This is a genomic window from Malaciobacter marinus, from assembly GCF_003544855.1.
In the GTDB taxonomy this organism is placed as follows: Bacteria; Campylobacterota; Campylobacteria; order Campylobacterales; family Arcobacteraceae; genus Malaciobacter; species Malaciobacter marinus.
The window spans coordinates 2,102,726-2,125,599 of record NZ_CP032101.1 but is presented as its reverse complement, the minus strand read 5'-3'; the positions used below and the strand labels follow the sequence as shown (position 1 = coordinate 2,125,599).

Genomic DNA, 22,874 nt, shown 5'->3' with positions numbered 1-22,874 from the left:
ATGAAAAGTTTAAAAAGTACAATTTCATCATTTATTATTTTATCGATTATTACAGTTTCTGTAATAATTGGAATATTAACTATGCTTAATTTTTATGATATAAAAATTACAAGTGTTGAACATACTCAAAAACAAGTTTTAAAACAAGTAAATTCAGAAGGATTGAAACTTTTAAAAAGAATTGAGAATATTGCCTCTTTTAGTATAAAAAAACAAAATCTAAGTGATGAGTATTTAAATGATGTATTATATTTAAATAGTGATATCTCATCTATTTTTATATTAAATAAAGATGGAATTTTGGTTGATTTTGTTGGAAAAAATATGGATAATATCTATAAAGGTTTTGATTATTCAAATAAAAATTTTTATAAAAAATTAAATGATGAAAAACTTGATTATTGGTCTGATGTATTTTTATCTTCTGCAAATAATAGTCCTTCGATTTCATATAGTTTAAAATATAAAAATAAAATTATTGTTATTCAATTAAAGCTTGAGGAACTTACAAATTTTATTACAAAATTTAAAAATAGTGATGAAACACATATGATTAGAATGGTAGATAAAAATGGTGTGTTTATTTTTAATCCAGATGCACAAAAACTTGTAACTCAAAGATTTAATATTAAAAATAGTACGGTTTTTGAAGAGCTTATAAAGAATAATAAAGAGTTCAGTATAAAAAGTTTTAACAGTATAAAAAGAGATTTAATAAATCTTGGTATGTATTCAAAAATAAAAAAAACAGGTTGGACTGTCATAATAAGACAAAACCAAAGTGAAGTAATTGATGCAATAAAAAGTATAGCTTTTATTGTATTTTTTATTGTAATTATTTTCGTAACTTTTGCACTATTTTTTGTATTTAAAATATTTAATAAGATTTTTGATGAGTTTGATTATTTACAAGAAACTACAAAAGATATATCAGATGGTGATTATAATAAAAAAATAAAAGTATCAGATTTTAAAGAGATTACTTCTTTAATTGGTAGTTTTGAAAAAATGAAAAAACAAATTGATAAAAGAGAAAAAAAGCTAAAAGCAGCAAGAAATAGTTTTGAGTATCTTTTAAATTCAACTATGGAAGCAATAGTTGTGCATGATTCAAAAAAGATTTATCAAGTAAATGATGTGGCTTTAAACTTGATGAAGTTAGATGATAAAAATCAATTAGTTGGAAAAAGCTTGTTTGATTTTATATCTGAAAAATCTATTGAATTAGTAAAAGAAAAAATAGATATTGAAAGCTCACCTTATGAGTTAGAGTTAGTAAATGCAGAAAATGAAACATTTACTGCATTGGGACAAGGAAAGTTTATTACTTTAAATAATAAAAAGTTTAAAATCAGTTGCTTTATTGATATTACTGAATTAAAAAATAAAGATAAACTACTTTCTCAACAATCAAAAATGGTATCAATGGGAGAGATGATAGGTAATATTGCTCATCAGTGGAGACAACCTTTAAGCTCAATTAGTACAGCTGCTGGTGCTTTAAAAGTTGAAAAAGAGTTTGGAATATTAGATGATAAAAGTTTAGATAACTCTTTGGATATGATTATTAAAAATACTAAATATTTATCAAAAACAATAGATGATTTTAGAAACTTTTTTAAAGTAGATAAAGATATTGAAAGAATTGATTTAAATGAAATTATTGAAAGATCATTGAAACTTCTTGAATCTAGTATTCGAAATCACTATATAAAAATAGAAAAAAGAGTTGGTCAAAATTTATTTATCAATGGCTTTGCAAATGAATTGACACAAGCATTTATAAATATAATTAACAATTCAAAAGATGCATTAAAGATAAATAATGTTGAGAATAGAGTTATCTTTATTGATGCATATGTATCCAAAAATAAAGTTTTTGTGATTATTAAAGATAATGCTGGAGGTATTAAAGAAGATATTAAATCAAAAATTTTTGATCCTTATTTTACTACTAAACATCAATCTCAAGGAACAGGAATTGGTTTATATATGACTCATCAAATAATAGTTGAACATATGGCAGGAATAATTGAAGTAGAAAATATTAAATTTTCTTATGAAAATGAAGCTTATACAGGATGCCAATTTAAAGTAATCTTTAATTATATGAAAAATACTTGACATTATAACACTCAACTTGCTATAATAATTTAGCAGATAAATTAAAGGAGTGCTAAAAATGAAAAAGATATTTGAACAATTAACTAACCAAGTTGCTGAAACAATAGATTCAGCAGTATCTTTATGCCTACACAATAAAAATCAAGAAGTAGATGTAATACATTTTTTGTGGGCATTAATAACAAATACAAATTCAGTATTAAATCAATTACTAAATAAAATGAACATTGATAAAGCAGCAATTGAATTAGAAATAAAATCTCTTGCATCAAACTTATCAAGTGTATCTAATGTATCAAAAGAGAATATAAAATTATCAAGAAATTTTATGAGTTCACTTGAAAAAGCACATGGGCTTATGAACTCAAATGGTGATAAATTTATTGCTGTTGATACTTGGCTTATTGCTAATTTTGATGATAAGCAAATAAAAGAGGTTTTAGGTAAATATATAAATCTTTTAGATGCTAAAAAAGAGCTTGAAGCTATAAGAGCAGGGGCAAAAATTGATAGTGCAACATCTGATGAGACACTTGAAAGTTTAGAAAAATTTGGAACAGATTTAAATAAAAAAGCTATTGATGGTGAGCTAGATCCTGTTATTGGAAGAGATGAGCAAATAAACAGAATGATGCAAATTTTGATTAGAAAAACAAAAAATAATCCTGTTTTATTAGGAGAACCAGGAACTGGTAAAACAGCAATAGCAGAAGGGCTTGCTCAAAAGATTGTAAATAAAGATGTTCCAACAAGTTTACTTAATAAAAGGGTTGTTGCTCTTGATATGGGTGCTTTAATTGCTGGTGCAAAATATAGAGGAGAGTTTGAAGATAGATTAAAATCTGTTATAAATGAAGTTAAAAAAGCTGGAAATGTAATTTTATTTATTGATGAAATACATACTATTATTGGTGCAGGTGCTAGTGAGGGTAGTATGGATGCTGCTAATATTTTAAAACCTTCTTTAGCAAGGGGTGAATTACATACTATTGGTGCAACTACGCTTAAAGAGTATAGAAAATACTTTGAAAAAGATACAGCAATGCAAAGAAGATTTCAACCTGTAAAAGTTGATGAGCCAAATGTAAATGAAGCATTACAAATACTAAGAGGTATAAAAGAAAAATTAGAAACACATCATAATGTTACGATTAATGATAGTGCACTAATTGCAGCTGCTAAATTAAGTGATAGATATATTACTGATAGATTCTTACCTGATAAAGCTATTGATTTAATAGATGAAGCAGCAGCAGAGCTTAAAATGCAAATTGAATCTGAACCATATGCTTTATCAATAATTAAAAGAGAAATCGAGTCTTTAAATGTAGAAAAAGAAGCATTGAAGATGGAAAAAACTAAAAAAAATGAACAAAGACTTGAAGAAATAGAAAAAGAATTAGCAAACAAAGATGAAGAAAAAAGAGGCTTAGAGTCAAGATTTGAGAATGAAAAGCATACTTTTAATGCAACTTCAACATTAAAAGCAAAAATTGATGAACTTAAAACAAAAGCAAATATTGCAAAAAGAGAATCAAGATTTGAAGAAGCTGCATCTATTGAATATGGTGAAATACCAACTTTAGAAAAGCAAATAGTAGAAAATGAAGAAAAATGGGAAAAAATGCAAGAGGAGGGAACTCTTCTTAGAAACTCAGTTGATGAAGATTCAATTGCATCAATTGTAAGTAGATGGACAGGAATTCCTGTAAATAAAATGATGGATTCTGAAAAACAAAGAGTTTTAAAAGTAGAATCTGTTTTAAAAGAGGATGTTATTGGTCAAGATGATGCAATAAAAGCAATAAGTAGAGCAATTAAAAGAAATAAAGCAGGACTTAGTGAAGCAAATAGACCTATAGGGTCATTTTTGTTTTTAGGTCCAACAGGTGTTGGTAAAACTCAAAGTGCAAAAACATTAGCAAAATTTTTATTTGATGATGAAAGATCACTAATAAGATTTGATATGAGTGAATATATGGAAAAACATGCAGTTTCAAGACTTATTGGTGCAGCTCCTGGATATGTAGGTTATGATGAGGGTGGTCAACTAACAGAAGCAGTTAGAAGAAAACCTTATAGTGTAATTTTATTTGATGAGGTAGAAAAAGCACATCCTGATGTATTTAATATTTTATTACAAGTATTAGATGATGGAAGACTAACTGATAATAAAGGTGTTACGGTTGATTTTAAAAATACAATAATTATTTTAACTTCAAATATAGGAAGTTCAAAGATTATTGAAATATCTGATAAAGAGAGTAGAAAAAAAGAGGTTTTACAAGAGTTAAAAGTAAACTTTAAACCAGAATTTTTAAATAGACTTGATGATATTGTTATATTTGAGCAATTAAACTTAGAAGCAATAACAAATATCGTAGAGATTTTATTTGATGGTATTAGAAAAAAAGTTGAAGAAAAAGATATAACTATAACATTAACACAAAGTGCAAAAGAGTTTATTGCAAAAGCAGGATTTGATCCTGTTTATGGAGCAAGACCTCTAAAAAGAGCCATATATGAAATAGTTGAAGATAAATTGGCTGATATGATATTGGAAGAAAAAATATCTGAGGGTGATGTTATAAACTTTGATTATAAGGATAATGAAATTACAGTTGAAATAAAATAAAATTAAAAATTCTCCTTCTATTTGAAAATATGATATAATCATAAAATATAGAAGGAGAAGGTTTTATGATAAGAAAAGAAAATAAAATTCTAAAAATTATAAAATATGCCCCATCGATATTTATACTTATTCTTTGTATTATTATTAATTTTTATTTATTATATGAAAAAAAACAGAATTTAAACCTAGAAAAAAAAGAGATAAAACAAAAATATATAACTACAAATAAAGAGCTTGTAAAAAATGAAGTTCTTGAAACAATTCACTACATAAAGATGAAACAAAAAAATACTGAAAAAAATTTAGAACAGATGTTAAAAAAAGTAGTTTTAAATGCACATCAAATATCTTTAAATGTATATAATATGAATAAAGATGAAAAAAAAGAGAAAATTCTTGAACAAATAAAAAAAGTATTAAATAATATCAATTATGCAAAAGATGGGTATTTTTTTATTTATGATTTTAATGGAGTAAATATTTTACATGGTGGAGATAAAAGTATTGAAGGTAGAAATTTACTAGATTATAAAGATTCTAAAAGTAATAACATTTCAAAAGAGTTAAATGAAATCTTAAAAACTAAAAATGAAACATACTACTCTTGGTATTGGCCTAAAAATGACAATAAAGAGTATAAGAAAATCGGTTTTTTTAAAAAGATTGAACCTTTAAATTTGTATATAGGAACTGGAAGATTTGTAGTTGATTATGAGCAAAACTTAAAAAAAGAGATTTTAGAGTATCTAAGCAGTGTAAAATATAGAAAATATGGATATATATTTGTTTTAGATAACAAAGGTAAATATCTAAGTTATTATAATAAAGATTTTATAGGAAAAAGCATTTCTGATTTGGCTTTTGTAGAAAATATAAATAAATCTTTTGAAAAGATGAAAAAAGTTTCAAAAAAAGGTAATTATTTAAGATATGACCATATAGATAAACCAAATAGTGTTATTAAAAAAATAGAAAAAATAAGTTATATAAAAAAGTTTGATAAGTGGAATTGGATTATTGGAACTGGCTTTTATTTGGATGATGTATATAAACAAATAGAAGAAAAAGAGTTAGTTTTAGAAAAAAAATATAAAGAAGAGATAAAAACACTTTATAAAATAACAGTGATTTCAACAATTATTTTACTTTTAATATCTATATATATTTCAAAATTAATTGAAAGAATATTTTTAAATTATAAAAATAAGATTGAAGAGCAAATACAAACAAATAGACAAAAAGATAATTTGATAGCTTATCAATCAAAAATGGCAACTATGGGAGAAATGATTGGTAATATTGCTCATCAGTGGAGACAGCCTTTAAGTTCTATTAGTACAGCCGCAACTGGCGTTAAAATGCAAAAAGAGATTGGAGTTTTAACAGATGATTTTGAGATAAAAAGTTTAGACTCAATAAATAACAATGTTCAATATCTTTCTAAGACAATAGATGATTTTAGGAATTTTTTCAAAAATAACAAAACAAGAAAAGAGTTTAATATTCAAGATAGTTTTGAAAAAACATTTAAACTTGTCTCTGCACAGTATAAAAATAAGGATATTGAACTAATAAGTAATATTGAAGATGTTGTGCTTTGTTCTTTTGAAAGTAAACTTGTACAAGTTTTAATCAATATTTTAAATAATGCACGAGATGAGTTAATAAAACAAAATTTTAGAAAATTAATTTTTATAGAAGCAAAAAAAGTTGAAAATAGTTTAATTATTCTTATAAAAGACAATGCAAATGGAATAAATGATCATATAAAACATAGAATATTTGAACCATATTTTACTACAAAATCAAAGGAAGAAGGTACGGGAATAGGGCTTTATATGAGTAATGAGATAGTAAATAAACATCTTGATGGAACACTTGAGTTTTCAAATGAAGAGTATGAGTTTGAAAATGAAAAATATAAAGGTGCATGTTTTAAAATAACCCTTCCAATAGATTAAAAAGACTTTAAACTAAAGTTACTTTAAGCTGTATTTAACTATAATCCGCAACTTAATTAGTCAATAAGAGGAAAGCTAAAGATGAAAAGAACATATCAACCACATAATACTCCTAGAAAGAGAACACATGGTTTTAGAGTTAGAATGGCTACTAAAAACGGTAGAAGAATTATTAAAGCAAGAAGAGCTAAAGGTAGAAAAAGATTAGCTGTTTAAGCAAAAAACACAGAATTAATAATTCAAGCGATTTTAACAAGATCTATAAAAGCGACAAAAAATGGCACACCCATTCCTTTGTCGCTTTTTTTTCGCCTGCAAAAGATTTTAAAGTAGCTTTTGTTGCTTCAAAAAAAGTAGGTAATGCTGTGATGCGAAGTAAATCTAAGCGAAGACTTAGAGGAATGTTTGTCTCTTTTGAAAAACAAGTAGCCACTGGAAGCTACATATTTGTTGCTAAACAAAAGATTTTTGAAAAAGACCCAAAAGAGTTAAAAAGAGATTTTATTTTTGCTCTTAAAAGACTAGAACTTCTAAAATGAAAAGAATTGTAAAGTATTTAATTAGATTTTATCAAAAATATTTATCGTTTTTTTCATATGGAAGTTGTAGATATTACCCAACTTGTTCACAATATGCCCTTTGGCAATTTGAAAATAATACATTTTTTAAGGCTATTTATTTTACAATAACACGGATATTAAAATGTAATCAACTTTTTAGAGGTGGAATTGATTATCCTGTTATAAAGTTGATAAGGCATAATAATATAAATTTTAAAAAAATTAAAATCAAATATTGGTACATACCTGTGAATAATAATAGATATTTGGTAGTTAAAAATAGGGAGTGGAATAACAATAATGATGAATAACATGAATCAGAATAATGGTGGTATGCAAAAACGAATGTTAATTATGACATTAGTCGTTTTTGTATTTTTTATTGCATATGAGTTTTTAGTATTAAAGCCGCAACAAGAAGCAAAACAAGCTAAGATTACACAAGAGCAAGTGCAAAAAGCAAATAGTGCTCCTTCTGTTGAACAACAAAGTACAATGGCAAATGGTGTTACTGCTTCAGCAGAGAATAATTCAAAATCAGTTGATGCACTTTCTTCAAAAGCAGTTGCTTCAAAAAATATTATTGCAACAGTTAAAACAAAACATAATATATTTGAAATTGATAATTTAGGTAGAATTGCACAAGTTACTTTACAAGATAAACAGTATATTGATGAAAATAAAGAGCAAATAAAGCTTTTTGAAGCAAATCAATTAAGACCTTTAGAAGTAAGATTTGCAGATGCAAATATAAATGATGAAGCTTTTAAAGTAAATGTTATTGCTAGTAAAAGTACTGTTGATGCAAAAACAAGTGCACAAGAGTTAGTATTAACACAAAAGTTATCAAACACTACATTAACAAAAACTTTGAAATTTTATCCAGATGGTCATTATGATTTACAAGTAAAAACTACAAATGCAAAGAAGTTTTTTATTACAAATGGGTTTAGACCAAATGTATTAGCTGATATGTATGCTGATCATGGTATGTATGTAAAACAAAATGATGGTACAATGGAGTTAATTGAAGATGGTGATTTAGATAAAACTAAAAACTATACAGGAATTAAATTTGTATCAAATTTTGATAGATACTATGCAACAGTTATTTATAATTTTAATAAATCATTAGCAATTACAGTAATGCCAGATAATGAAAGTAATCCTTCACCTTTTATTCATGGAAATGATAATATTAGCTTTAGTGGGTATATTGGTCCAAAAGAGTTTAAAACTTTAAAATCTTTAAATCCAGAGTTAACAGATGTTATTGAATATGGTTGGTTTACATTTATTGCAAAGCCTATGTTTATTTTCTTACAATATATTCATAATATTGTTGGAAACTGGGGATGGACTATTGTTATTGTTACAATTTTAATTAAGCTTGTATTATATCCTTTATCATACAAAGGTATGGTATCAATGAACAAGTTAAAAGAGTTAGCTCCTAAAATTAAAGAAATACAAGAAAAATATAAAGATGATAAACAAAAAGCATCAATGCATATGATGGAACTTTATAAAAAGCATGGTGCTAACCCAATGGGTGGTTGTTTACCAATTATCTTGCAAATTCCAGTATTTTTTGCTATATATAGAGTCCTTTTAAACGCAATTGAGCTAAAAGGTTCAGAATGGATTTTATGGATTCATGACTTAGCAGAAATGGATCCTTATTTTGTATTACCAATATTAATGGGTGCTTCAATGTGGTTACAACAAAGAATTACTCCAAATACAATGCAAGATGAGATGCAAAGAAAAATTTTCCAAATGTTACCAGTTGTATTTACATTCTTCTTCTTATGGTTCCCAGCAGGTTTAACACTATACTGGTTCGTTAATAATGTATTTACAATAGCTCAACAATATACAATAAATAAAATGTTTGAAAAGAAAAGAGCTATAAAAAAATAGGATTAATTATGAAAAAGTTTGAAGCAAATAGTTTAGAAGAGGCATATGAATTAGCAAAAGATGAATTTAATTGTTCAATTACAAATTTAGAAATAGAAATTGATCAACAACCAAGAAAAGGTTTTCTTGGTTTTGGTCGTAAAAATGCTATTATTAAAGTTGTTGAAAAACAAGATAGAAAAGTTTATGATAATAAACAAAAAGAACATCGATTTAGAAAAAAAGATATAAAAATAGAAGATGTATCTAAAAAAATTGAAGACTCAAATAAAGTTGCTACACAAAAAGAACCTACTTTAAAAAAATCACATAAAAAAGTTCCAAATATTCATTCAAAAGAAAAAATCTTTGATAATTTTTATGAAGTTGGCGATAAACAACAAATAAATGAAGTTATTGTAAAAAAAGATGAACAAATTATTTTAAATGAAGTAAAAGAAGGAATAGATTCATTATTTTCAAATACATGTTATGAAATTGAAGACATAAAAGTAGAATTTTATGATAATGAAACATTATATGTAGAGTTTACTGGAGCTGATTCTGCACTTTTAATTGGAAAAGAGGGCTATAGATATAAAGCACTGTCTTATATTTTATTTAATTGGATAAATGAAAGATATGGCTTGATGTTAAGACTAGAGGTTGCAGAGTTTTTAAAGAATCAAGAAGAGTCTATACATACATATTTAGAACCTGCAATTGCAACAATTAATGAAAAAGGTAGTTTTAAAACAAAACCTTTAGATGGTATTTTAGTTCATATTGCATTAAAAAGATTAAGAGATGAGTTCCCTAACAAATATGTTGCTGTTAAGACAAATGTTAGAGGTGATAGATATGTACTTGTCAATGAATATAGAAGTAAAGAGCAATAAAATTGTTTGATGATAATACAATTGTAGCAATAGCTACAGCAAATGGCATAGGTTCAATTTCAATAGTAAGAGTTAGTGGTAAAGAAGCTTTACCAATTGCTCTTAAAATATCAAAAAGACAGAATCTAAAACCAAGACTAGCAACTTTATCAACACTTTATACTAAAAGTGATGAAGCAATTGATGAAGGACTTTTATTATACTTTAAAGCACCATTCTCTTTCACGGGAGAGGATATTGTTGAATTTCAATGTCATGGTGGTGTAGCTATTGCAAACATGGTTTTAGATGAAGTATTAAACTGTGGTGCAAGAATTGCTAATCCTGGTGAATTTTCAAAAAGAGCTTTTTTTAATGGAAAAATGGATTTATCAAAAGCAGAAGCAATTTCTAAAATTATTGAAGCAAGAAGTGAAGATGCAGTTAAACTTTTAGCAAAACAATTAAAAGGTGAATTGACTAATTTTGTTGAAGATATTAGAGAAGATTTACTTTTTATGCTTGCATATACAGAAGTTAGTATTGATTATGCAGAAGATGATTTACCTACTGATATTTTTGAAAAAATAGAAGAAAAATTAAAAAATATTAAAGAAAAACTTGAAAATACTTTAGAAGCTAGTAAAAGAAGAGAAGGAATGATTGAAGGGTTTAAACTTGCAATCATAGGAAAACCTAATGTTGGGAAATCTTCACTGCTGAATAAACTTTTAAATTATGATAGAGCAATTATTTCTGATATAGCAGGAACAACTAGAGATACAATTGAAGAGTCTGTAAAGATTGGAACACATATTATAAAAATAGTTGATACAGCTGGTATAAGAGATGAAACTTCTGATATTATTGAAAAAATTGGTATTGAAAAATCAATCACTGCTATTAATGAAGCAGATATAGTTGTTGCTTTATTTGATAATAATAAGCCTTGTGATAATGAAGATGAAAAAATTTTATCTTTATTACTTAATACTTCAAATAAACAAATCTTAAAAGTATTAAATAAAACAGATTTAAACAATGTTTTTGATATTTCAAAATTAGATGATTATACAAATTTAAGTACAAAAGAGTCTATACAACCATTAGTTACTAAAATAGAAAAAATTCTTGATACTAATACTCATAGTGATGAAATGACTTTGATATCAAAAAGACAAATAGATAGTGTTTTTCAAACACTTCATCACATAAAAGAATCTTCTATGCCACTTGAAACTGGAGAATTAGAGTTTTTTGCACATCATATAACAGAAGCATTGCACTTTATTTCTAATATTACAAGACCATATGAAAATGATGAAATGCTAGATGTTATGTTTGGTGAGTTTTGTTTAGGTAAATAAATAAATTTTTATTTACCTATATTTTATAAACTTTTTTAAATTCTGCATTATTTTTTGACACATCAATCCATGAATCACAATGAAAATCAATTCTAATAACATAGCCCATATCAAACTCTTCTTTATAGCCACAGTAATTTAAAGCCAATATAGCTAATGATGGATTATGACCAATTAAAATCATAGAATCAACAGTATCATATGTATATGTGATTATTTCATGAAGTTCATTTAAAAATGCTTGATATATTACTTCATTATATATTATTGGTTTCTCATAGCCAAATTTATTTGCAACAATTTGTGCTGTTTCTTTTGCTCTTAAAGCTGGACTTGAAGCAATTAAATCAATTTGAATATTATTTTCAACAAGTTTAGTTGAAATATCTTCAATATATTTGATTCCTTTATTTGTTAATTTTATATCAAAATCATCTTTTGTTGAATCTAGTTCCTTTTGTCCATGTCTCATTAAATATAGTGTTTTCATTTATTAGCCTATCTTTTTTCTTTTATTTTAATAAATATTATAAATATTTCTTTGGATATTCAAATGTTATTAATTTACAATTATAACTATTGATTTCTTGCCATAATTGACAAGAAAATTCTATTTCTAATATTGCGCACGTTGGTATATTTTCATCAAAATCTAAAAATTCTTCTGCAAATAAATTTAAACTTGGATTATGCCCTATTAAAAATACTACATTATTTTTATCATCTAAGTATTTTAAAGTATCAATAATATTATTTACTGATGCTTCATATAAATCTTCATAATAGTCAATGTTCTTTTTATTATATTTTACTTCTTTTGCTATTAATTGTGCAGTTTTTCTTGCTCTATATGCAGGAGATGAAACTATAATATCAGGTTTAACTCCTAATTGTTGAAGTAAATTTCCCATAAATGGTGCATTTGATTTTCCTCTTTTATTTAAAGGCCTATCATAATCTGATAAGGTCAAATTTTTCCATGAAGATTTAGCATGTCTAATTAAGTAAAGTTTTTTCAAAATATCTCCTATAAATAGTAGATTTATAAAATTAATTTAAATTGTTTATTAAATTTGTTAAATTATAATATAATAGTATATAAAAAATTAAATTAAAGGAAGCAGTAATGGAACAAATAAAAACAGTTTTTTTTCTTGCCTTATTATCTGTGCTGTTTGTATTTATTGGATATTCTTTTGGTGGCCCTAATGGAATGCTAATAGCATTTTTGTTAGCTGCTGGAATGAATTTTTATGCTTATTATTATTCTGATAAGCATGTATTGTCTTCATATAATGCAGTTGAAATTATAGATAGAAGACACTTAATATATCAAATTACACAAAAACTTGCATACAAAGCAAATTTACCAATGCCAAGAGTTTATATAATACCTGATGATATGCCAAATGCATTTGCAACAGGAAGAAATCATCAACATGCAGCAGTTGCTGTAACACAAGGACTTATGGATTTGTTAAATGAAAAAGAGATTGAGGGTGTTATTGCCCATGAATTATCACATGTAAGACACTATGATATATTAATTGGAACTATTGCAGCAGTTTTTGCAGGTGCTATTGCAATGATTGCTAATATGATGCAGTTTTCAGCAATCTTTGGAGGAAATGATAGACAAAACTCAAATCCTTTTGTTATGATTGTTTTAGCAATTATTTTACCTTTAGCAGCAGCAGTTATTCAAATGACAGTAAGTAGAAGTAGAGAATATTTAGCAGATGAGGGTGCTGCAAGGTTAGTTGGTGATGCTAGTGGTTTACAAAGTGCATTATCTAAACTTGAAAGTTATGCTAAAAGAGGAGAAATTCATAATGCAACTGAACAAACAGCTCATATGTTTATAATAAATCCTTTTAGTGGAAAAGATATGAAGTTTTCAGAACTTTTTAGAACACACCCTACAACTGAAGATAGAATTGCAAGGTTAGAAGAATTGAAATCACAACTTAAGTAGAGACCTTGCCTCTACTGAAAAATATCTACTAGACTTTCTAATTGAATTTCTTCTTTTAAGATTGGATAAATACCTTTTGCAATTAATGAAATTTTTAAATCATAATCTACATCACTTATCATAAAATAGTTAACTCCATAATCATGTAGTAAATCAGGTAATACATTACATGTAGCTTCATTTTCATTTTTATACATTGGGTTTTTAATACAGCTTTGAGATTTTAACTTATAATCTTTTATAAATACAATCCAAATATATTCAGCTTCAGCTTCAGCATATTCAAGTTCATCTTGTTTTTTTGAACAAATAGCAATACGAAATTCATTTTTAACTTCATGTACTTTTATATTACTTCCTGTTATTAATGCAAGTGATATTTTTTTTCTAGCACTTTTTACAATTCTTGCAAATGTTGCTCTTGATACATTCATTTTTTTTGCTGCATCTTCTTGATACATACAAAAAGAGTCCATAAGGTGAATAGCTTCTAATTCTTCATGTAAAAGTACAACATCTTCTTTAGCTTCTTTATCTTTTGGACCAAAATATTTACATACTGGTTTTAAATTTAATTTACGTTCTAGTTTTTCTCTTGCCATAAAACTCCTTTGAATTTATTGGATAATGAATTTTAGCATAATCTTGTTAAAAACATGGAAAAGTACTTGACATATGACCAAATAAATGATATCATTCGGTCATATGTTCATAAGGCTTAACTCGAATTAATTGTATGAAATAATATTTTATTTCATATTAGAACTAAGTGAACCCGCTCTCTCAAATTAATTCTTAGTTGAATGAATTTTAGAGTTAAGTATGAAGATATATTAACAAATATAATTAGATTGATCATTTTGTTTAGTTGTCTAGCCTAACATACAAAATAACACTCCTCTCTTGGGTCAATCAAGATTATAACACCATAATTTTTGTAAAAACTTTTTTGATAAATACAAATAAATATTAAGTTTTTACAAAAATCCTTTTATAAAAATAATATACTCTAAAGGTACAAAATGAGAATTGTATTTCCTACAGTTGAAAATCTAAGTTATATGTCAGAAGTTGCAACAAACTTTACAAATGCAAAATATTTTACAGTATTAAATTTAAGTGGACAAACAATAAGTTCAGTTGAAATGTTAGAAAATAGAAATGAAGATATTGTTAAATTATTTAAAAATAATAGTTTTAATGCTTTAGTTACATCAGATACAAATGATTTACCAATTGAAGATTTGAAAAAAGTTGGTGTATCTATTTTTAAAGAAACAAACAGAAAAAAAGTATTAGCTTTGTATAGCGATTTTGTTCAAGATAAATTGAAAAAAATATAAATAAAAAAAGTACCCCTTAACCAAAGAGGTACTTTTGAAATTATATACAAAAAAGATAAATTCAAACTTACTAAAAATATTAGTTTTATTTATTTATCATATACTTTTTTTATATTTTCTATTTTAGAACTCATATTCAATAGTAGCATATCTGCAAGAACTAATGCAGCCATTGATTCTGCAACTACACTGCCTCTTACTGCTACACATGGATCATGTCTTCCTTTTAATTCATATTCAACTTCATTGTTATAAATATCAATTGTTTCTTGTTTTATAAAGATTGAAGGTGTTGGTTTAAAATATACTTTTAAATCTATATCTTCACCATTTGAAATACCACCTAGTATTCCTCCACTATGATTTGATTTAAAACCTTTTGCTCTAATTTCATCATTGTTTTCATAGCCTTTTTTATTAACTGCATCAAAGCCATCACCAATTTCTATAGCCTTAACTGCATTTATACTCATCATTGCATTTGCAAATTGTGAATCAAGCTTAAAATATAGTGGTTCACCAAGACCAATTGGACAATTTTTAATATTTATTAATGCAACGCCTCCTACACTATTGTGAGAGTTTTTTGCTTTTAATATTGCATCTTTTTGTTCTTGTTCCATATTTTTATCTAAAGCATAAATTTCAGAATCTTGAACATTTGAAAAGTCATGATTTTTTGCTTTTATTCCATCAATTTCACAAATTCCACTTTGAACTTCAATATCTAATTCTTTTAGTAAAAGTTTAGCAATAGCTCCTGCAGCAACTCTTGCGGCAGTTTCTCTAGCACTACTTCTCCCTCCACCTCGATAATCTCTAATTCCATATTTATTAAAATATGTATAATCAGCATGACCTGGTCTAAAAAGATCTTTTACATTTGAATAATCTTTACTTTTTTGATTTTCATTGAAAATAACCATTGAAATTGGTGTTCCTGTTGTAAGTCCTTCAAATACACCACTTAAAATTTCAACACTATCACTCTCTTTTCTAGCAGTTGCATATTTATTTTGACCTGGTTTTCTTCTATTCATTTCATTTTGAATAAATTCTTCATCAATTTTTATACCAGCTGGAACACCATCAATTACACAACCCAGTGCTTTTCCGTGACTTTCACCAAAAGTTGTAAATCTAAATTTATGACCAAATGTATTCATTATTTTGGATCCTTAAATTGATCAAGGGCAATTTTTGCTACTGCTTGTTGAGCTAGTTTTTTACTTTTTCCTCTTGCTTGTCCGTATTTTTTACCATCAATCCAAATTGAAACTTCAAACTCTTTTTTATGATCTGGTCCATAAGAACCTTCTATTTTATAATCAGGAATTGTCCCAAACTCTGCTTGTGTTATCTCTTGTAATGCAGTTTTATAATCACTAAAAAGTACATCTAAATTTATTTTATCATATGATTTTTCAAGTAAATCTAAAATTATTGGCTTTAAAGTCTCAAGGCCTGATTCTAAATATATTGCTCCCATAATTGCTTCAAAAGCGTCAGAAAGAATAGAGGCTTTTGTTCTTCCTTTATTTCTTTCTTCTGCAGTTGAAATAAAAATATAATCACCTAATTTTATGTCATTTGCCAATTTTGTAAAACCAGTTTCGTTCACAAGGGATGCTCTTATTTTAGAAAGCTCTCCTTCATTTGAATGGGGAAAGTTCGTATATAGATACTCTCCTACTATTAAATTTAGTACAGCATCACCAAGAAATTCTAATCTTTCATTATTGTATGGTTTTTTTAAACTTTTATGTGTAAGTGCTTCGATTATCAGATCTTTGTTTTTAAACTGATAATCCAAACACTTTTCTAATTTTGAGTAGTCACTCATTTTCTTTTCCTTTTAATTTTAAATTTTCTGCAAATTCTCTTGCAAGTATATCACATCTTTCATTATGCTCATGCCCTGCGTGGCCTTTTACCCAAAAAGCATTAATTTTGTGTTGTTTCGAAACTTTTATGTACTCTTGCCAAAGCTCTACATTTTTTACAGGTTTCTTTGAAGCAGTTTTCCAATTGTTTTTTTCCCAATTTACTAGCCATTCATTTATAGCTTTTACAACATAAGTTGAATCAGATATTACATTTACAATGCATGGCTCTTTTAATACTTTTAAGCCTTCTATAACACCTATTAATTCCATTTTATTGTTTGTAGTATTATATTCTCCACCACAAAACTCTTTTTCAGTACCTTTATATTCAAGTATTGTTCCCCAGCCTCCAGGGCCTGGATTTCCTAAACTTGAACCATCACTGTAAAGATTGATTTCTTTCATTTAAATCCTTAGCTAAATTGTGTTTTACTTTATAAGTTAAAATATTATGACAATGTGGACATCTTGATTCATAGATAGGGTGAGTGTGCTTACATGAAGTACAAATAAATTCAAAGTCTAGTGTTACAGGAATTTTGTGCTCGTGTTTATTTAAAGCTATTAAAATATCAAATACAAAATCACTACTATGATTACATGTTTGTAAATAACCTTTTGCATTATATATTTGATTTAATTGTTCATTATTAGCAACAATATCAAAGTCAATATCATTGAAATCTAAATACCACAATAAGTCAGTAAATTTATTTACATCAAATTCATCTATATGTTTCCATAAAAAGTCTTTGTTATATTGAATTAAAAATTGTACAAAAAGTCTTTCTATTATATGATTCATTTTGTAAAATGAGTATAATTTATCTGTTTTTTCTTCATATGTTAATTCATTATTATTTAGTATTTTAAGTGTTTCTATATGTATTCTTTCTCTTATTACATCTATTTCTAATTCGTCTAAAGCTTGAATAACTTCTAATACTTTTTCATAATCTTTTAACTTTTCATTTATTATTAATAAGTGTTTTAAGGCTTTTTCATTTCTAGGAGAAAATTTTAAAATTTTTAAATATATCTCTTTTGATCTTTGTAAGAAGCCACCTTTAAAATAAGTCGAACCTAAAAGTTCTAAAAGTTCTTCTTTTTTTACTCTATCTGTAACATGCTCAAGTAAGGCAAGATATACTGATATTGCTTTACTATAATCACCTTTGTGTAAAAAACTTGAAGCTAATAATATAATTGAATCAAATGGCAAATTATATGTTTTATATAAATGTACATAATCTTCTTCTTTTAATTTACCCAATTCAAATCGATTAAGTAGTCTTCTGTAATCTTTCCTAGCATTCTTCTCTTTATAAAGTCCAAAAGAGTATGTAATAAAAGAGATTAAGAAAATTAAAGTAAAAAATATAATAACACTAAAAAGTGGATCTCTATAGTCTAAAACCAAACTGTCCAATTAATACCTTTTTTATAAAATCTTAATATATTAACATAAAAGCACATATAAAATAATAAAAGAGTACAATTGTATTTATGATAACAAAAGAATCAATTGACAATTTAAAAAATCATCTTGAAATAGTAGATGTAGTTTCCCAATCACTTGAATTAAAAAAATCAGGAGCAAACTTTAAAGCTTGTTGTCCTTTTCATGGCGAAGATACTCCTTCTTTTGTAGTAAGTCCAGCAAAACAAATATATCATTGTTTTGGTTGTGGTGCTGGTGGAGATGCTATAAAGTTTGTTATGGAATATGAAAAATTAACTTATCCAGAAGCCTTAGAAAAACTAGCTTCAATGTATAATGTTACTTTAAATTATGACGAAACAAATAGTAAACCAAAACTAGATTTAAAAGTTTTAGAAACAATTAATCAATACTATCAAAAGCTTTTTACAAATAATACAATTGCAAAAGATTATATAAAAAGTAGAGGAATATCTGAATTTTCTATTGAGAAATTTGAAATAGGTTATGCTCCTAAATCAATAGAAACAATTAATTATTTAAAAAGTAATTTTTTAAATTTAGCAGATGCAAAAGACTTAGGAGTAATTGACTCTGGACAAAATGGTTTGTATTCTAGATTTATTGAAAGAATTACTTTCCCCATTTATGGATTAAATAGTAAAATTGTAGGTTTTGGTGGAAGGACAATTACAGGACATAATGCAAAATATGTTAATTCTCCTCAAACAAAACTATTTAATAAATCTAAGCTTTTATATGGATATAACTTAGCAAAAGAGAATATTTATAAAAAAAATAGAATAATTGTTACAGAAGGTTATTTAGATGTAATAATGCTTCATCAAGCAGGTTTTAATACAGCCGTTGCAACTTTAGGTACAGCTCTTACTAAAGATCATTTGCCAATTTTAAGAAGAGGAGAACCTAAAGTAATAGTTGCATATGATGGAGATAAAGCAGGTTTAAATGCAGCTTTCAAAGCTTCTGTTATGTTAAGTCAAAGTGAGTTTGAAGGAGGTGTTATTATATTTGAAGAGGGCAAAGATCCTGCTGATATGGTAAAAGATGGACAAATAGAGAAGTTAAATGAAATTTTTTCAAATCCTACCCCTTTTATTAACTATGCTATTGATTATATTATTTCAAAATATGAGACAAATGATCCAATGCAAAAACAAAAAGCCTTACATGAATCTAATGATTATTTAAAAAGTTTAAGTATGCTTTATCAAGATGAATATAAAAGATATATTGCTCAAAAATTGAATATTAGAGAAAACTTAATAAAAGTTACAAATGATAAAAGTAGGGTAAAGTTTGATAATAGTTCAACTAAAATTGATATAGCAGAACTTTGCATTATAAAAGCAATTTTGGAAAAACCTAGCAGACTTGACTTGGTTTTAGATTTAATTGATGCTTCGATGTTTGAATATCATAATAATGAATTTCAATTACTTTTAGAGGATATAAATAATCCTTCTTTAAATTCAATAGTTTTAAATGAAAGATTAGAAGATTATGATGATAAAAGATTAGAAAATGAATTATTGATTTTATTAATTAAATTTTATTCAAAACAGTTAAATAAAGTATTATATGAAAAAGATATAGATTTTAGAAAAAAAGCTAATATAATAAGAAAGTTAAAAGATAATGTTTCACAGTTAAAAAAAGGAAAATTAGTTAGCTTTGATATAGATTTATTGAAATAACTGCTTTTTTACTGTAAAATACTTAAAAAATTTTAGAGGAAGAAAAATGGAGTTTTTGCATACAGATAGAGTACCAGCTGCAATTGGACCTTATTCACAAGCAGTTAAAGCTAATGGTTTAATTTATACATCAGGACAAATCCCATTAAAAGCAAATGGTGAATTAGTAGAAAATGATATTAAAAAACAAACAAGACAAGTTTTAGAAAATATTAGAATGTTATTAGAAGATTGTCAAAGTAGCATGGATAAAGTAGTAAAAGTATCAATATATTTGGAAAATATGGAAGATTTTGGTATAGTTAATGTATTGTATGCTGAAGCATTTGGTGAACATAAACCTGTTAGAAGTACAATTGCTGTTAAAACATTACCCAAAAATGTACTAATAGAGATGGATGTAATCGCTTTACCATACGATTATCAATAAAAATCTTTCGCTTAAACAAAGTTTAAACTAATATAAGATAGTATTTCGCTTCACAAAAAAATACGTATTTGATAGATATAGATAGTTAGAGGATAAGTAATGTACGCAATTATTAAATGTGCTGGAAAGCAATATAAAGTTCAAGAAGGTGATATCCTAAATGTAGATTATTTAGGAAAAGTTGCAAAAGAAACTTTAGAAATTTCAGATGTTCTTGCAGTTAATGACGGAGAACTTAAGACAGGTGACGCTGTTTCATCTGCAAAAGTTGAAGCAGAAGTAGTACTTGATGGTACAGGTGTAAATAGAGACAGAAAAGTTATCATTTACAAAAAAAGAAGAAGAAAAGATAGTAAATTAAAAAGAGGTTTTAGAAAAAGCTTCACAAAAATTAAAATTACTAAAATCGCTGCATAATTTTAAGGAGATAAACGATGGCTCACAAGAAAGGTCAAGGTAGTACACAGAATAATAGAGATTCAGCTGGTAAAAGACTTGGTGTAAAAAAATTTGGTGGAGAAGTTGTAAGAGCTGGAAACATCATTGTAAGACAAAGAGGAACTAAAGTACACGTTGGAGAAAATGTAGGGATTGGTAAAGATCATACAATTTTCTCTTTAATTGACGGTGTAGTTAAATTCGAAGTTAAAGATAAAAAAAGAAAAAAAGTATCAGTTTACGCTTCATAATTTTTGAGGTATTAGCTGCTTTTTAAAAGGGTGTATGGCTTTGCCTACACCCTTTTTTAGTTTAGGAGAAAAAAGTGTTTATAGATAGTGTAAAATTTAAAATTTCATCTGGAAAAGGTGGTCAAGGTTGTGCCTCTTTTAGAAGAGAGAAATTTGTTGTAAAAGGTGGTCCTGATGGGGGAGATGGAGGAAAAGGTGGAGATGTTTATTTTAAAGTAGATAATAACACAGATACTCTTTCTTGGTATAAAGGTAAAACTGTACTTAAAGCTGAAAATGGTAAGCAAGGTATGGGTAAAAAGATGACTGGAAAATCAGCACCGACACTTACACTTACAGTACCTCCTGGAACACAAGTAATTGATGCAGATACAAAAGAAGTATTATTAGATCTTTTAGAAGAGGGTCAAGAGGTTAAATTTTTAGAAGGTGGAAAAGGTGGACTTGGAAATGTTCACTTTAAAAACTCTAGAAATCAAAGACCAACTTACTTTCAACCAGGACTTCCAGGTGAAACAAAAGAGATAAGACTAGAGTTGAAATTAATTGCAGATGTTGGACTAGTTGGATATCCAAATGTAGGGAAATCTACATTGATCTCAACAATTTCTAATGCTGAACCTGAGGTTGCAAATTATGAGTTTACTACATTAACTCCAAAATTGGGAGTTGTTGAAGTAGGGGAATATAGTTCATTTGTTATGGCTGATATACCTGGAATTATAGATGGTGCAAGTGATGGAAGAGGTCTTGGAATTGAATTTTTAAAACATATTGAAAGAACAAAAACACTTCTTTTTACTATTGATGTATCAAATCATAGAACAATCATAGAACAATTTAAGATTTTAAAAGAAGAGCTTAAAAAGTTTTCAGTTGAATTAAGTGGAAGAAACTATGCAATTGCACTAACAAAAGTTGATGCATATTATGGTGAAGATTTAATGAAAGATATAAATGAGTTTATAAATGAGTTAGATTTAGAAGTTTCAAATTCGAATGATTTTGGATTTGATAAAAAATATCCTTATTATATTCAAGATTTAACTATGAATAGATATGATAAAAATAAACCATATTTTGTACTACCTATTTCTTCTGTAACACATCTAAATACAAAACCTATTGGTTATGCACTTTATGAATTCTTAGGTAAAAATAAATGATAGAAGATAGTGAAGTTTTACTTGAAAAAAAAAGAATTGTTATTAAAGTTGGAACAGCTGTTTTAACTCAAAATAATGAATTAGCTTTAGAAAGATTAAGTAATTTAGTTGACTTAATCTCAAAGCTTAAAAATGAAAAAAAATATGAACTTATATTAGTAAGTTCTGGTGCAGTTGGTGCTGGAAATACTAAGCTTCAATTAGACAAAACACAAATCGCAAATAGACAAGCACTAGCAGCTATTGGACAACCTTTATTAATGAAGCATTATAAAAAAAGATTTCATGATTATGATATAAATTGTGCTCAAATGCTTTTAATTGAAAACGATTTTGATTCAAGAAAAAGAACAAAAAATGCACAAAAAGTAATGGAAATTTTACTTTCAAATAATGTAATACCAATTATTAATGAAAATGATGTTATTGCAAATGATGAATTACTTTTTGGAGACAATGACCAACTTGCTGCGCATGTTGCTTATTATTTTAATGCTGATCTTTTAGTTATATTGTCAGATATTGATGGGTATTATGATAAGAACCCAAGAGAATATGAAGATGCAAAGATGCAAAAAATAGTTACAAATATAGAAGAGAGTCAACTTCAAATGGTTCATACTCCAAATTCAGAATTTGCAACAGGTGGTATTGTTACTAAACTAAAAGCCGCAAACTTTTTAATAAATAGAAATATACCTATGTTTATGTCTTCTGGATTTGATTTAACAAATGCTTATGATTTTTTATTAAATGATAATCATATTAGTGGAACATTATTTAAATCAGAATAGGGGAT

At 26.5% G+C, this 22,874-nt stretch carries 24 protein-coding genes; 17 read left to right on the top strand and 7 right to left on the bottom strand.

Annotated features, from left to right (window positions below; genetic code table 11):
• The 9 genes from AMRN_RS10330 (at position 1) to mnmE (ending at position 11,427) form a co-directional block, all read left to right on the top strand.
• On the top strand, positions 1–2,124 hold the full coding sequence (locus tag AMRN_RS10330; RefSeq protein ID WP_099309982.1) for an ATP-binding protein: 2,124 nt from the start codon (positions 1–3) through the stop codon (positions 2,122–2,124).
• 58 nt (positions 2,125–2,182) lie between these two features.
• Positions 2,183–4,759 carry an ATP-dependent Clp protease ATP-binding subunit gene (locus AMRN_RS10325; protein ID WP_099309983.1) on the top strand — a complete coding sequence of 859 codons (2,577 nt, stop codon included), beginning with the start codon at positions 2,183–2,185 and terminating at the stop codon, positions 4,757–4,759.
• A 65-nt stretch (positions 4,760–4,824) separates the two neighbouring features.
• Complete coding sequence (locus AMRN_RS10320) at positions 4,825–6,720, top strand: sensor histidine kinase (RefSeq protein ID WP_099309984.1); 1,896 nt, start codon at positions 4,825–4,827, stop codon at positions 6,718–6,720.
• Positions 6,721–6,801: 81 nt separating this feature from the next.
• Positions 6,802–6,936, top strand: a complete 135-nt coding sequence (rpmH, locus tag AMRN_RS10315) for a 50S ribosomal protein L34 (protein WP_099309985.1) — start codon at positions 6,802–6,804, stop codon at positions 6,934–6,936.
• Complete coding sequence (gene rnpA / locus AMRN_RS10310; protein WP_099309986.1) at positions 6,924–7,259, top strand: ribonuclease P protein component; 336 nt, start codon at positions 6,924–6,926, stop codon at positions 7,257–7,259. Before rpmH ends, rnpA begins: the two co-directional genes overlap by 13 nt.
• Positions 7,256–7,591 carry a membrane protein insertion efficiency factor YidD gene (gene yidD, locus AMRN_RS10305; protein WP_099309987.1) on the top strand — a complete coding sequence of 112 codons (336 nt, stop codon included), beginning with the start codon at positions 7,256–7,258 and terminating at the stop codon, positions 7,589–7,591. Before rnpA ends, yidD begins: the two co-directional genes overlap by 4 nt.
• Positions 7,584–9,203 carry a membrane protein insertase YidC gene (yidC, locus tag AMRN_RS10300; protein WP_099310025.1) on the top strand — a complete coding sequence of 540 codons (1,620 nt, stop codon included), beginning with the start codon at positions 7,584–7,586 and terminating at the stop codon, positions 9,201–9,203. The genes yidD and yidC overlap by 8 nt, the downstream gene beginning before the upstream one ends.
• A gap of 8 nt (positions 9,204–9,211) precedes the next feature.
• Positions 9,212–10,081: a Jag N-terminal domain-containing protein gene (locus tag AMRN_RS10295; RefSeq protein ID WP_099309988.1), complete on the top strand. Its 870-nt coding sequence runs from the start codon at positions 9,212–9,214 to the stop codon at positions 10,079–10,081.
• A gap of 2 nt (positions 10,082–10,083) precedes the next feature.
• On the top strand, positions 10,084–11,427 hold the full coding sequence (gene mnmE, locus AMRN_RS10290; RefSeq protein WP_099309989.1) for a tRNA uridine-5-carboxymethylaminomethyl(34) synthesis GTPase MnmE: 1,344 nt from the start codon (positions 10,084–10,086) through the stop codon (positions 11,425–11,427).
• 16 nt (positions 11,428–11,443) lie between these two features.
• Here the strand turns inward: mnmE and AMRN_RS10285 are convergent, their stop codons facing one another.
• Positions 11,444–11,917: a SixA phosphatase family protein gene (locus tag AMRN_RS10285; RefSeq protein WP_099309990.1), complete on the bottom strand. Its 474-nt coding sequence runs from the start codon at positions 11,915–11,917 to the stop codon at positions 11,444–11,446.
• 37 nt (positions 11,918–11,954) lie between these two features.
• Complete coding sequence (locus tag AMRN_RS10280) at positions 11,955–12,446, bottom strand: SixA phosphatase family protein (RefSeq protein ID WP_099309991.1); 492 nt, start codon at positions 12,444–12,446, stop codon at positions 11,955–11,957.
• 107 nt (positions 12,447–12,553) lie between these two features.
• Between AMRN_RS10280 and htpX the strand changes: the two genes are divergently transcribed.
• Entirely contained in the window at positions 12,554–13,402 is an 849-nt protein-coding gene (gene htpX, locus AMRN_RS10275) for a zinc metalloprotease HtpX (protein ID WP_099309992.1), read from the top strand.
• Between the two features lie 11 nt (positions 13,403–13,413).
• Here htpX and AMRN_RS10270 read toward each other — a convergent pair whose 3' ends face one another.
• Positions 13,414–14,004, bottom strand: a complete 591-nt coding sequence (locus tag AMRN_RS10270; protein ID WP_099309993.1) for a DUF134 domain-containing protein — start codon at positions 14,002–14,004, stop codon at positions 13,414–13,416.
• Between the two features lie 420 nt (positions 14,005–14,424).
• On the opposite strand from AMRN_RS10270, the gene AMRN_RS10265 reads away from it, so the two are divergent.
• Positions 14,425–14,745 carry a NifB/NifX family molybdenum-iron cluster-binding protein gene (locus tag AMRN_RS10265; RefSeq protein ID WP_099309994.1) on the top strand — a complete coding sequence of 107 codons (321 nt, stop codon included), beginning with the start codon at positions 14,425–14,427 and terminating at the stop codon, positions 14,743–14,745.
• Positions 14,746–14,834: 89 nt separating this feature from the next.
• Here AMRN_RS10265 and aroC read toward each other — a convergent pair whose 3' ends face one another.
• The 4 genes from aroC to AMRN_RS10245 are packed head-to-tail and all read right to left on the bottom strand — an operon-like array spanning position 14,835 to position 18,060.
• Positions 14,835–15,911 carry a chorismate synthase gene (gene aroC / locus AMRN_RS10260; protein WP_099309995.1) on the bottom strand — a complete coding sequence of 359 codons (1,077 nt, stop codon included), beginning with the start codon at positions 15,909–15,911 and terminating at the stop codon, positions 14,835–14,837.
• Positions 15,911–16,588 carry a ribonuclease III gene (rnc, locus tag AMRN_RS10255; protein ID WP_099309996.1) on the bottom strand — a complete coding sequence of 226 codons (678 nt, stop codon included), beginning with the start codon at positions 16,586–16,588 and terminating at the stop codon, positions 15,911–15,913. The genes aroC and rnc overlap by 1 nt, the downstream gene beginning before the upstream one ends.
• Positions 16,581–17,036, bottom strand: a complete 456-nt coding sequence (gene rnhA / locus AMRN_RS10250; protein WP_099309997.1) for a ribonuclease HI — start codon at positions 17,034–17,036, stop codon at positions 16,581–16,583. Before rnhA ends, rnc begins: the two co-directional genes overlap by 8 nt.
• Positions 17,011–18,060, bottom strand: a complete 1,050-nt coding sequence (locus AMRN_RS10245; protein ID WP_099309998.1) for a tetratricopeptide repeat protein — start codon at positions 18,058–18,060, stop codon at positions 17,011–17,013. Before AMRN_RS10245 ends, rnhA begins: the two co-directional genes overlap by 26 nt.
• A gap of 77 nt (positions 18,061–18,137) precedes the next feature.
• Between AMRN_RS10245 and dnaG the strand changes: the two genes are divergently transcribed.
• The 6 genes from dnaG (at position 18,138) to proB (ending at position 22,869) form a co-directional block, all read left to right on the top strand.
• On the top strand, positions 18,138–19,790 hold the full coding sequence (gene dnaG / locus AMRN_RS10240) for a DNA primase (RefSeq protein ID WP_099309999.1): 1,653 nt from the start codon (positions 18,138–18,140) through the stop codon (positions 19,788–19,790).
• Between the two features lie 46 nt (positions 19,791–19,836).
• The gene (locus AMRN_RS10235; RefSeq protein WP_099310000.1) at positions 19,837–20,220 is read left to right on the top strand and encodes a Rid family detoxifying hydrolase; all 384 of its coding nucleotides are present in this window, start codon (positions 19,837–19,839) and stop codon (positions 20,218–20,220) included.
• Between the two features lie 99 nt (positions 20,221–20,319).
• Positions 20,320–20,637, top strand: a complete 318-nt coding sequence (gene rplU / locus AMRN_RS10230; RefSeq protein ID WP_079579737.1) for a 50S ribosomal protein L21 — start codon at positions 20,320–20,322, stop codon at positions 20,635–20,637.
• Positions 20,638–20,654: 17 nt separating this feature from the next.
• Positions 20,655–20,909, top strand: coding sequence for a 50S ribosomal protein L27 (gene rpmA / locus AMRN_RS10225; protein ID WP_099310001.1), 255 nt, complete (start codon positions 20,655–20,657; stop codon positions 20,907–20,909).
• Positions 20,910–20,983: 74 nt separating this feature from the next.
• Complete coding sequence (gene obgE, locus AMRN_RS10220; RefSeq protein WP_099310002.1) at positions 20,984–22,075, top strand: GTPase ObgE; 1,092 nt, start codon at positions 20,984–20,986, stop codon at positions 22,073–22,075.
• A complete protein-coding gene (gene proB / locus AMRN_RS10215; protein WP_099310003.1) occupies positions 22,072–22,869 on the top strand; it encodes a glutamate 5-kinase in 798 nt (265 codons plus the stop codon). The genes obgE and proB overlap by 4 nt, the downstream gene beginning before the upstream one ends.
• Positions 22,870–22,874: the final 5 nt, after the last annotated feature.